Raw genomic sequence first — 10,896 nt, 5'->3', positions numbered from 1 at the left:
TGGGGTGAGATTATGTCTACTATTGACGCACAAGCTGTAGCACAACGAATTGATACCGTGCTGGATATCCTGGTGGCGGGCGATTATCACTCTGCTATCCGTAATCTCGAGATCCTGAAGTCTGAACTTCTTGCTCAGAATGGTGCTGACAACGCGCCTGAAAACAGACAGCCAAAAGCGCCGTGGGAAGTTTAACCCCACCGTCTCCGACCTCGTTTCGCTTTATTAAATGGATGCTATGAATTCCCGACAACAACTCATTTTGCAGATGGTCATCGATCAGGGACGCGTAAGCGTAGTCGATCTCGCTAAAACCACCGGCGTGTCTGAAGTCACAATCCGTCAGGATCTTAATCTGCTGGAAAAACAGAGCTACCTGCGTCGCGCGCACGGATATGCTGTCCCGCTGGACAGTGATGACGTTGAGACGCGCATGATGAATAACTACGCACTCAAACGTGAACTGGCGGAATTTGCCGCGTCCCTGGTGAACAACGGCGAGACCGTTTTTATTGAAAACGGCAGCAGTAATGCCCTTCTGGCACGCACGCTTGCCGATCAAAAGGACGTTACTATCATCACCGTCAGCAGCTATATCGCGCATTTGCTCAAAGAGACGCGCTGCGAGGTGATTCTGCTCGGGGGTATTTACCAGAAAAAAAGCGAAAGTATGGTAGGCCCGCTGACCCGTCAGTATGTCCAGCAGGTTCATTTCAGCAAGGCCTTTATCGGGATTGACGGCTGGCAACCGGAGACAGGTTTCACCGGTCGGGATATGATGCGCTCTGACGTTGTGAATGCTGTGCTGGAAAAAGAGTGTGAAGCCATTGTGCTCACCGACAGCTCTAAATTTGGCGCCGTTCACCCGTATACGATGGGCCCCGCTTCACGCTTTAGCCGCGTGATTACCGACGAAAGATTGAGCGACGCGCACCGAAATAAACTGGAAGATGACGGACTGATCGTCAATATTATTAAAACGACCGCCTGAGTTCCCTCCGCGCCCGAATTTCGGGCGCATACGCCCTTCTTTCTCTGAGATGATTCTTAACCCTGCTTTAAGAGTTTTTACCTGTTTAACCCGCCTTAAAGTCGTAAAATTAATGTTAGCGATATAACAGGAAGTGACTATCACCTGCGTGATTACGTAACGCCTGCGCGACCAGCTTTCACGGAGAACAGAATTAAGTATTCGATTCGTCTATACTTAACGTGTACATCTTTCCGTGAATCGATAATTCAGGAGAAAGTATTATGACCTTAACCAGCAAAAAATTAGCCGCCGCTGTTCTGGCAATCACTGTAGCAATGTCCCTGAGCGCATGCTCTAACTGGTCTAAACGTGACCGCAACACCGCTATTGGTGCCGGTGCCGGTGCTCTCGGTGGTGCAGTATTAACGGATGGTAGTACGCTGGGTACATTAGGTGGCGCTGCTGTCGGTGGTATTATCGGTCACCAGGTTGGCAAATAATTATTATCTAAGCCTTCCTCGATATTGCGGTATTTAAACGCATTTCAGGTCTGACATACGCACGTATATAACACGAGCCACAGCATCTGCCGTGGCTCATTTATTTTAGCCGCCTGCCAGTTTGACTTTCATGCCTTTGGCTTCCAGCAGCGATTTTATTAAATCGCGTTTATCACCCTGGATTTCAATAATGCCATCTTTCACGGCACCGCCGCAGCCACATTTCTTTTTCAACTCGGCCGCCAGCGTTGTCAGTTCAGCATCATCCAGGTCAATGCCGGAGATCAGGCAAACGCCTTTCCCTTTTCGTCCGCTGGTCTGGCGCTGGATCCGAACGATGCCGTCCCCCTTAGGACGTTCCACTTTCGCTTTCGGTTCGTCTATACGCCCACTCTCGGTTGAATAGACCAGACGACTGTTGGAATCGGTCATTACGCCCCCTTTTTCAGCGATGCGTTGATAGCCTTAAGCGTCTCAGCAGGGTTTGCAGACTGCGTCACCGGACGACCGATGACCATGTAGTCAACGCCTGCAGCCAGCGCCTGCTCAGGCGTCATAATGCGGCGCTGATCGCCCACGTCGCTGCCTGCAGGGCGGATCCCCGGCGTGACCAGTTTAAAATCCCGGCCCAGCGCTGATTTGAAACGAACCGCTTCCTGCGCGGAGCAGACGACGCCATCCAGGCCACACTGCTGCGTCAGACGCGCGAGACGTTCGGCATGTTCCGCAGGTGACAACGTCACGCCAAGGTCGCGTAAATCACTTTCGTCCATACTGGTCAGCACGGTGACTGCGATCAACAGCGGCGCATCTTTACCGAACGGCAGGAGCGCCTCACGGGCGGCGGTCATCATTCTTGCCCCACCCGACGCATGGACGTTGACCATCCATACGCCCAGCTCTGCGGCTGCGGCAACGGCGTGGGCCGTAGTATTCGGAATATCATGGAATTTGAGGTCGAGGAAAACGTCAAAGCCGCGCTGTTGCAGATCGCGAACGATTTGCGGTCCAAACAGCGTGAACATCTCTTTGCCAACTTTCAAACGGCAGTCGCGAGGGTCGATACCGTCGACAAACGCCAGTGCAGCGTCACGCTTATTGTAATCAAGCGCAACAACAACAGGAGAATCCGTAATTACGCGGGAAGTGGAGGATGTAACAGACGTCATGACCAGCCCTTTTCGTCTATGGGCGCGCAGCGGCGCGGAACAGATAAACGGCCAGCATTCTACCTGCCGACGCCGCAAATTGACAGGATCCATTTACGCGCCTGCCAGGCCGGCAAACCGCACGGAGTAAAGGATACGGTAAAAACCATTAGTATGTTGTAACTAAAATGGAGCGTTTTAAAAAATCACTGCCCGTCCAGACCACGAATGGGCTTGATGGTGGACCAGGCGCGGCAGGAAGGACAGTGCCAGTAGAGCGTATACGCGGTAAAACCACACTTTTGGCAACGATAGCGCGGCTTGCTGCGCACCTGCTCGCCAACCATGTCGCGCAGGACCATCAGGCTCTCTTTGGCGCGCCCTTCTTCAGCATCGTTCAGGTGGTAATCCATCAGCTTATGGAACACCCGCATGGTCGGATGACGCTGCAGCTGGCGCGTAATATACACCTGCGCGGTGTCGCTTCCCTCATACTGCTCAACAACGTCTGAGAGCATCAGTTCAGCGGTGGCGCCGGTATTTTCTTCCACGCAGCGACGCAGGAATGCTACCCACTCCTCCTGCTTGTCCAGCTGTTGATAGCAGGTTTGCAGCATTTCCAGCGTTTCACTGACCAGCTCTTTATCCTGGTCGATAACCCGCAGCAGGCTTTCAACGGCTTTGGCATAGTCGCCATTCGCCATAAAGACGCGCCCCATCATGATGGAGATTCGCGCGCTGTTGCGGTCCGCGGCGGCGCCTTTCTTCAGCAGCGCCATGGCTTTATCCATGTCGTCGTTACCCATCTGCTGAAGCGCAAGCTCACAGTAGAAATGGGCTATCTCAACGCGCTGCTTATCTTTACCCAGCTTCACCAGACGTTCAGCCGTATCAATGGCTTTTTGCCAGTCGCTGGTGGCCTGATAAATCTGCAGGAGCTGCTGCAGCGCGCCGATGCGGAAATCTGTTTCATCCACCAGCTGCGCGAACATATCTTCTGCGCGATCGTACAATCCCGCGGCCATGTAATCACGCCCCAGCTGTTGCACCGCAAGGAGACGTTGATCGTAGGTCAGCGAGGCGCTTTCCATCAGGGTCTGGTGAATACGAATGGCGCGATCGACCTCACCGCGCGAGCGGAACAGGTTACCCAGGGTAAGATGCGCTTCAACCGTCCCCGTATCCTCTTTCAGCATATCGAGGAACAGATCTACCGCTTTGTCTTGCTGATTGCTCAGGAGGAAGTTCACCCCCGCAACGTAGTCGCGGGAGAGCCGGTTGGCCTCATCCTGTTTTGTTTGTTGCGCACTTCTGCGGCCCATATACCAGCCATAGGCTGCGGCTACAGGCAAAAGCAGAAACAACAACTCCAGCATAGTCGATTATTCCTTCACGACCGGCACACCAGAGCTTTCCGGGATGTCAGACGCAGGGGCAATGTTATTTTCGAGTCGCTTAATTTTACGTTCAGCGCGCGCAAGAGAAACACGGACTTTCAACCAGAACAGACCGCAAACCAGCCAGCCAATGGCAAAGCCAGCAGCAAATAAGACCGCCAGCAGGCTCGAGACGCGATACTCACCCTGAGCCAGCAGATAGTTAAACGTCACCTGCTGATCGTTTTGTGCACCCAACGTGACTGAAATGACAAAAATCGCCAATACCAGTAAGAAAATGAGTAAATATTTCACATTACTTCCCGTTATGTGGTTCAAGCGAATAAAGTGTGTTCAACTCACCGCAATCAGCCTTATAAACTACCATTTTAGCGACGGGCGCGAAACGGAAAAAGTGACGCGCCAGTCATGTATCTATGGGCATAATACGGTTTATCAACCGTCAGGCGTCCGTTTGGTCCCTTTCGGCTATTTCTTCTTTCTCTTCTGGCGGTGGCGTAAGCGGGCCGCAGAATCGTTCAGCGAGCCAGGTCGCCAGCGTCACCAGCAGCCATGAGATCAGCGTGGCAACGACCAGGTCCCGCGGCCAGTGCATCCCCAGCAGTAAGCGGCTGCCCATAACCCCTGTCGCCCAGACCAGTAAAATCACCAGCGTGACCGTTCGACGCCTTGGCCACAGCAGCCCCACCCCCAGTAACGCCCAGCTGGCCGCAAACATGGTGTGACCGGAAGGAAACGCGAATCCCGTCTCTTTCTGCCAGTGTTTACGCAAGAATTTCGGGATATCCTGCTGTTCCGCAAGCTGTTCTTTCACCAGGGTTCCGCGATCTTTACGCTTTAAATTGTAGAACTCATCCACCGGAACATGATGCGTTTTTTCCAGCCAGACGACAAAAGGACGCGGTTCCTGAACGCGATCTTTTACCCAGGACTTCACGCCCTGACCAACAAGGATAGCGCCTCCGAGGATCGCAAAAAGCATCAGCGCCGCACGCAAACGAAAGCGCAGGCACCACAGAAACCAGGCGCAGAGGAGGACATGGGTAATAATTCCCCACGGCTGGGTGACCGTTTCCGTTATCCAGTATAACGTTTTCAGCCACATGGCATTCTGCCCCGGCTGCCACATCCAGCCTGAAAGCCATACGGCCAGGGGCATAATCAGTAAAATGGCCGCGCCTGCTGCCGTACGTCTGGCGATTGAAAGCATGTCTTCTCCTTTTTCGCTAAGCCTCACAATCATAACTGAAATTCATTCGATGGGTGGATATGTCGGATCGTGCGTTTAACGTTCATATAGCATGGTGCCTATTAGGCGAACCTGCTGAGCTTGTGGCAAAATGAACTGATACAGAAAGCAAAACAGGGCAAAGGCACGAAACGTGTCAGCCTACTCTGGAGAATCACATGCAGCTTAAACGTGTGGCAGAAGCCAAACTGCCAACCCCATGGGGCGATTTCCTGATGGTGGGTTTTGAAGAACTGGCAACCGGACAGGATCATGTCGCGCTGGTGTATGGCGATATTTCAGGGCAGACGCCGGTGCTGTCCCGCGTCCATTCAGAGTGTCTTACCGGCGACGCGCTGTTCAGCCTGCGCTGTGATTGTGGTTTCCAGCTGGAAGCCGCCCTGTCTCATATTGCAGAAGAAGGCCGCGGTGTGCTGCTTTATCACCGTCAGGAAGGTCGTAATATTGGTCTGCTGAATAAAATCCGCGCTTACGCGCTTCAGGACCAGGGCTACGATACGGTGGAAGCAAACCATCAGCTCGGCTTCGCCGCTGACGAACGCGACTTCACCTTGTGCGCCGATATGTTCAAGCTGCTGGGCGTGGACGAAGTTCGTCTGCTGACCAATAACCCGAAAAAAGTGGAGATCCTGACCGAAGCGGGGATCAACATCGTCGAGCGTGTACCGCTGATTGTCGGCCGTAACCCGAAAAACGCCCACTACCTGGATACTAAAGCTGCCAAAATGGGCCATTTGCTGAAAGAGTGATATAAAAAGCCCGGCACGCGTGCCGGGCTCGTTCATCAATCCAGCATCTTACGAATCACGTAATGTAAAATGCCGTCGTTCTGGTAGTAGGTCAGCTCGGTTGCCGTATCAATACGGCATCGGCAATCCAGCACCTCGGTTTTGCCGTCTGCCCGCGTTAACGTTACCGGCACCGTTTTACCCGGCTGCAGGTTTTGCAGGCCGCTAATGTCAATCTGCTCTTCCCCGGTCAGGCCCAGCGTTTTACGCGTCACACCCTGCGGGAACTCAAGCGGCAGGATCCCCATACCAATCAGATTCGAGCGGTGAATACGTTCGAACGATTCGGCGATGACCACGCGAACGCCAAGCAGACGCGGACCTTTCGCCGCCCAGTCACGGCTGGAGCCGGAACCGTACTCTTTCCCGGCAATCACCGCCAGCGGCGTACCTGCCTGTTGATATTTGACCGCCGCATCATAAATCGACACCACTTCCGTCCCCGGCAGATAGCGCGTCATGCCCCCTTCCACGCCCGGTACCATTTCGTTACGAATGCGGATGTTGGCAAACGTTCCGCGCATCATGACTTCATGATTCCCGCGGCGCGATCCGTAGGAGTTAAAATCACGGCGTTCGACGCCCCGGCTTTGCAGATAACGACCCGCCGGGCTATCGGCTTTGATACTCCCCGCCGGAGAGATGTGGTCAGTTGTGACAGAATCCCCCAGCATCGCCAGGATACGCGCGCCGTGGATATCCTTAAGCGGCGCCGGCTCGGCCAGCATCTCATCAAAGAACGGCGACAGACGAATATAGGTCGAGTCATCCTGCCAGTCATAGGTATCAGAGCCAATGACGTTGATGGCTTTCCATTCCGGCGTGCCTTCAAAGACCTCCGCATACTCTTTGCGGAACATCTCGGTTGAGACTTTTTCAACGGCCAGCGCGATTTCCCGCGAGGATGGCCAGATATCTTTCAGGTAGACAGGGTCGTTCTTGCGATCGTGGCCAATCGGATCGGTCACCAGGTTGATATTCATGTTCCCTGCCAGGGCATAAGCAACCACCAGCGGCGGTGAGGCCAGCCAGTTGGTTTTTACCAGCGGGTGAATACGCCCTTCAAAGTTTCGGTTGCCGGACAGGACCGCACCTACCGTCAGGTCACCCTGCTTAATCGCCGTTTCAATGGGTTCAGGCAGTGGACCAGAGTTACCAATACAGGTCGTACAGCCGTAGCCCACGAGGTTAAAGCCCAGCTCGTCAAGGTACGGCGTCAGTTTGGCCTGCGCCAGGTAATCCGACACCACTTTGGATCCCGGTGCCAGCGAGGCCTTGACCCATGGCTGAGGTTTTAGCCCAAGCTCTACCGCCTTTTTAGCCAGCAGACCGGCTGCCATCAATACGCTGGGGTTGGACGTGTTGGTGCAGGAGGTAATGGCGGCAATCACCACCGCACCATCCGGAAGCTGATACTGATGTCCGTTCAGAACATAGTCGACGGGACGATGGTCCTTCTGCGCCACGTTTACTTCCAGCGCATTGCTGGCGGCAAAGGCTTTTGGCACGTCACTCAGCGCAACCCTGTCCTGCGGGCGTTTCGGCCCTGCGAGGCTCGCTTCGACGCTTCCCATATCGAGTGCAAGCGTGCTGGTGAAAACAGGCTCATCGCCCGGATTGCGCCACATGCCCTGCGCTTTGGTGTACGCTTCCACCAGCGCGACCTGCTCTTCGCTACGTCCGCTAAGACGCATGTATTCCAGCGTCACATCATCAATAGGGAAAAAGCCGCAGGTTGCACCGTATTCCGGCGCCATATTGGCAATGGTGGCGCGGTCGGCCAGCGGCAGTGAATCCAGTCCGTCCCCGTAGAATTCGACAAACTTGCCTACCACACCATGCTTACGCAGCATCTGGGTGACGGTAAGCACCAGATCGGTGGCGGTAATGCCTTCAGACAGCCTGCCAGTAAGCTTGAAGCCCACCACATCCGGGATAAGCATGGACACCGGCTGGCCGAGCATGGCCGCTTCCGCTTCGATACCCCCGACGCCCCAGCCCAGCACGCCCAGACCGTTGATCATGGTGGTATGGGAGTCCGTGCCCACCAGCGTGTCCGGATAGGCGACCCACTCTTTATCCTGCAATTCGCTCCAGACGGCTTTACCCAGATATTCAAGGTTAACCTGGTGACAAATACCGGTACCTGGCGGGACCACGCTAAACCGGCTGAACGCCTGCTGCCCCCACTTCAGGAACACGTAGCGCTCGTGGTTACGCTCCATCTCCAGACGCACGTTCTCGCCAAAGGCGTCGTCATCACCAAAGCGATCGACGGTTACGGAGTGGTCAATAACGAGGTCAACGGGGGAAAGCGGATTAACTTTTGCCGTATCTCCGCCCAGACGCTTAACAGCCTCGCGCATCGCGGCCAAATCAACGACGGCAGGGACGCCGGTAAAGTCCTGCATCAGCACCCTTGCCGGGCGGTAGGCGATTTCTCTGTCGGCATGGGCTTTTTCAAGCCACCCTGCCAGCGCCTGGATATCATCGAGGGTGACAGAGTCACCGTCCTGCCAGCGCAATAGATTTTCCAGTAAAACTTTCAATGACTTGGGTAAACGCGAAATGTCCCCAAGCGTTCTGGCAGCCAGCGGCAGGCTGTAGTAATGCCAGGTTTTGTTTTCTGCCTGTAATGTGTCCTTACTGGCTTCGCGTAGGGTTAACGACATAAGCTCCTCCTTAATCACAGAGATGCCCTGACAATCATCAGGGCCGTAATTAAAGATAACACAAAGATGTCGTAACGTTTTGATAACAACCCAAATTGATAAATTTAGGATTGGTCCAGAACAGGAAAACAAAAAACCCCGCCGTAGCGAGGTTTTACAATTTAGTGGAGGGCCAACCAGATGAGCTGACTCCAGAACAGAATCGACACGGTAAAAACGCCGATCCATGACCAGTATTTGTGAGACGTCATGTTATTCATCATAGGGACACCAGGCATTATTTATAAAACGTTCCGAGGTTTGACCTCAGTGCTATATTGCTGATGTGTATTTATTAAAGAGTACAAAAGTGCAGAGTCGATATTCAGACTATTTGCATCATTACGCAATTAACTAAATTATTGTTTTTTGGGTTCGTCTTCTGCGAACACATCAATAAACGCTTGCTGCTGCGGCGTCAGTTTCCAGGACGCGGGTACAACAGTCGCAGGTGCTTTACGCCCTCTGTGGCCATTGTCACGATGCTGACACATCTGTTTTACCGAAGCTGTACGTACCGTCACTGCCATATTTAACCCCAATATTTCCAGGCCAGGAGAGCAACCACCACCCAAAACAGGGTAGAGACGAGAAAGACCGCCAGCCAGGCTTTACGCTTGAGCGCAGGATCCCTTTGCGGTTCTTCACTTCCTGAAGGCATTGCTAACCTCATACAATCGACATCGCTTATCATTTAGGACCAAACAATTGGTACAATTAATCATCTGTTGAGATAAATCCTAAAGAAACTTTAGCCGAAAAGCCAGTGAATTTACGCACCGGGAGGTATGAAATATTCAATCTTTTGACCAGAAATAAATAATTGAAAAGAAAAATTTGCGAAGGCGTAAATTAGTTTCTACTTTTGTCGCCAATTCACGACATTATAACCTTACGGACTAAATGGATAATGACATTATATGACAGGGGATACGTAGATGATGATAATTCTAATTTAGCTTTGAGGCGTTATTTCGGTATCTTTCCCTAAGGGAAAGATACCGGGTGTGATTATTTTTCGGGGAGTTTGATGTCTTTAAACATCTCTTCAATATCTTCATTTGAGCGTAATGCAACGGCGGTATCAACCACATCACGCGTTAAATGAGGGGCAAAGCGCTGAATAAAATCATACATATAGCTGCGCAGGAAGGTGCTGCGACGGAATCCAATCTTTGTGGTGCTATGACTGAAAACATCGTGCGCATCAAGACGCACCAGGTCAGGGTCTGACACCGGATCCACCGCCATGCTGGCAATGACGCCCACCCCCAGACCAAGCCGCACATAGGTCTTAATCACGTCTGCATCCGTCGCGGTAAAGACAATGCGCGGCGTTAGCCCTGCCCGGTTAAAGGCCGTATCAAGCTCGGAGCGGCCGGTAAAGCCAAACGTATACGTCACCAATGGATACTGCGCCAGTTCTTCAATAGAGACCGACCCTTTACCCGCCAGGGGGTGATCCGGGGTCACCACGATGGAACGGTTCCAGTGATAGCATGGAAGCATGACCAGATCGTCGTAGAGGTGAAGCGCTTCGGTGGCGATGGCAAAGTCTGCATTACCCTTGGAAACGGCTTCAGCAATTTGCGTTGGCGAGCCCTGGTGCATATGCAAAGAGACGCGGGGATAACGCTCGATAAAGCCTTTGATGACACCGGGAAGCGCATAGCGCGCCTGGGTATGCGTCGTGGCAATATACAGCGAACCTTTATCCGGCCAGGTGTGTTCCCCTGCCACTGACTTAATCGCATCGACTTTAGAGAGGACTTCCCGCGCAATGCGGATGATTTCCTGACCCGCGGGCGTCACCTGAGTGAGATGCTTACCGCTGCGGGCAAATATCTGGATACCTAACTCATCCTCCAGCATACGAACTTGTTTGCTGATGCCCGGTTGCGAGGTATACAACCCCTCGGCGGTAGAAGAGACGTTAAGGTTATGATTCACCACCTCAACGATATAACGAAGCTGCTGTAATTTCATGCCAGACCATCCGATTTAGCGCATGCGGTCAATCGCTTAAGACGATTTAATAATAAGAAACAGGTTAACTATAACCACTATATCATTTATAGCCTGACTGTATAGTACGGAACAAAAAATAATAACAAGGCAATAAAAAAGGGC

13 protein-coding genes are annotated in these 10,896 nt (G+C 52.9%); 4 read left to right on the top strand and 9 right to left on the bottom strand.

The features are described 5' to 3' along the window. Positions 1-12: 12 nt before the first annotated feature. The 3 genes from ACDO57_RS04490 to osmB all read left to right on the top strand — a co-directional run bounded on the left by ACDO57_RS04490 (position 13) and on the right by osmB (position 1,473). Complete coding sequence (locus tag ACDO57_RS04490; RefSeq protein WP_024907126.1) at positions 13-195, top strand: hypothetical protein; 183 nt, start codon at positions 13-15, stop codon at positions 193-195. Positions 196-238: 43 nt separating this feature from the next. Beyond that, entirely contained in the window at positions 239-991 is a 753-nt protein-coding gene (locus ACDO57_RS04485; RefSeq protein WP_048991911.1) for a DNA-binding transcriptional regulator YciT, read from the top strand. 263 nt (positions 992-1,254) lie between these two features. After that, positions 1,255-1,473 carry an osmotically-inducible lipoprotein OsmB gene (gene osmB / locus ACDO57_RS04480; protein WP_008501216.1) on the top strand — a complete coding sequence of 73 codons (219 nt, stop codon included), beginning with the start codon at positions 1,255-1,257 and terminating at the stop codon, positions 1,471-1,473. A gap of 105 nt (positions 1,474-1,578) precedes the next feature. Here the strand turns inward: osmB and yciH are convergent, their stop codons facing one another. The 5 genes from yciH to pgpB form a co-directional block, all read right to left on the bottom strand. Then, a complete protein-coding gene (gene yciH / locus ACDO57_RS04475; RefSeq protein WP_061714980.1) occupies positions 1,579-1,905 on the bottom strand; it encodes a stress response translation initiation inhibitor YciH in 327 nt (108 codons plus the stop codon). Beyond that, the gene (pyrF, locus tag ACDO57_RS04470; protein WP_157189307.1) at positions 1,905-2,642 is read right to left on the bottom strand and encodes an orotidine-5'-phosphate decarboxylase; all 738 of its coding nucleotides are present in this window, start codon (positions 2,640-2,642) and stop codon (positions 1,905-1,907) included. Before pyrF ends, yciH begins: the two co-directional genes overlap by 1 nt. A 185-nt stretch (positions 2,643-2,827) precedes the next feature. Beyond that, positions 2,828-3,997: a lipopolysaccharide assembly protein LapB gene (lapB, locus tag ACDO57_RS04465; protein ID WP_023335944.1), complete on the bottom strand. Its 1,170-nt coding sequence runs from the start codon at positions 3,995-3,997 to the stop codon at positions 2,828-2,830. Between the two features lie 6 nt (positions 3,998-4,003). Continuing rightward, on the bottom strand, positions 4,004-4,312 hold the full coding sequence (locus ACDO57_RS04460; protein WP_023312067.1) for a LapA family protein: 309 nt from the start codon (positions 4,310-4,312) through the stop codon (positions 4,004-4,006). Between the two features lie 148 nt (positions 4,313-4,460). Then, positions 4,461-5,228, bottom strand: coding sequence for a phosphatidylglycerophosphatase B (gene pgpB / locus ACDO57_RS04455; RefSeq protein WP_024907122.1), 768 nt, complete (start codon positions 5,226-5,228; stop codon positions 4,461-4,463). Positions 5,229-5,425: 197 nt separating this feature from the next. Here pgpB and ribA point away from each other — a divergent pair, with 197 nt between their 5' ends. Continuing rightward, positions 5,426-6,016, top strand: a complete 591-nt coding sequence (ribA, locus tag ACDO57_RS04450; RefSeq protein WP_008501210.1) for a GTP cyclohydrolase II — start codon at positions 5,426-5,428, stop codon at positions 6,014-6,016. Between the two features lie 35 nt (positions 6,017-6,051). On the opposite strand, the gene acnA is transcribed toward ribA, so the two are convergent. The 4 genes from acnA to cysB form a co-directional block, all read right to left on the bottom strand. Beyond that, positions 6,052-8,727, bottom strand: coding sequence for an aconitate hydratase AcnA (gene acnA, locus ACDO57_RS04445; RefSeq protein ID WP_370883569.1), 2,676 nt, complete (start codon positions 8,725-8,727; stop codon positions 6,052-6,054). Between the two features lie 161 nt (positions 8,728-8,888). Next, the gene (ymiC, locus tag ACDO57_RS04440; protein WP_032623144.1) at positions 8,889-8,987 is read right to left on the bottom strand and encodes a small membrane protein YmiC; all 99 of its coding nucleotides are present in this window, start codon (positions 8,985-8,987) and stop codon (positions 8,889-8,891) included. Positions 8,988-9,298: 311 nt separating this feature from the next. Beyond that, on the bottom strand, positions 9,299-9,439 hold the full coding sequence (locus ACDO57_RS04435; protein WP_213327741.1) for a YmiA family putative membrane protein: 141 nt from the start codon (positions 9,437-9,439) through the stop codon (positions 9,299-9,301). Between the two features lie 338 nt (positions 9,440-9,777). Continuing rightward, positions 9,778-10,752 carry an HTH-type transcriptional regulator CysB gene (gene cysB, locus ACDO57_RS04430; RefSeq protein WP_024907120.1) on the bottom strand — a complete coding sequence of 325 codons (975 nt, stop codon included), beginning with the start codon at positions 10,750-10,752 and terminating at the stop codon, positions 9,778-9,780. Between the last annotated feature and the right edge of the window lie 144 nt (positions 10,753-10,896).

Origin of the sequence: Enterobacter cloacae complex sp. 2015409, assembly GCF_041365315.1 — a bacterium.
GTDB lineage: Bacteria > Pseudomonadota > Gammaproteobacteria > Enterobacterales > Enterobacteriaceae > Enterobacter > Enterobacter pseudoroggenkampii.
The sequence above is the reverse complement of the archived record's forward strand: the minus strand, read 5'-3'. Positions and strand labels throughout refer to the sequence as shown.